The organism is Rhizobium sp. SVR5-9E (assembly GCF_056755095.1).
Genome location: NZ_JBNDHS010000612.1, coordinates 1 through 246, shown reverse-complemented (window position 1 = coordinate 246; position 246 = coordinate 1). Strand labels below are relative to the sequence as shown.

The 246-nt window shown below is 42.7% G+C and carries 1 protein-coding gene; it reads right to left on the bottom strand.

The window, feature by feature from the left end; all coding sequences use genetic code 11:
- On the bottom strand, positions 1-246 hold a 246-nt coding region (locus tag ACPYOJ_RS36260; RefSeq protein ID WP_481420520.1), incomplete at both ends, for an ATP-binding protein.

Genomic DNA, 246 nt, shown 5'->3' with positions numbered 1-246 from the left:
CTGTAAACGGTGGTTACCATTTCGTTGGAAAGTGCATTCACACATGATACCCCAACTCCATGCAGACCTCCCGAAACCTTGTAAGAATCTTTGTCGAATTTACCTCCGGCTCCGATTTTTGTCATGACAACCTCAAGAGCAGATTTTTGTTCTTTTTCATGGAGATCTACGGGAATACCTCTACCGTTGTCACTTACTTCAATTCCGTTTCCTTCTTTAATGGCAACGAAGATTGTATCGCAGTAC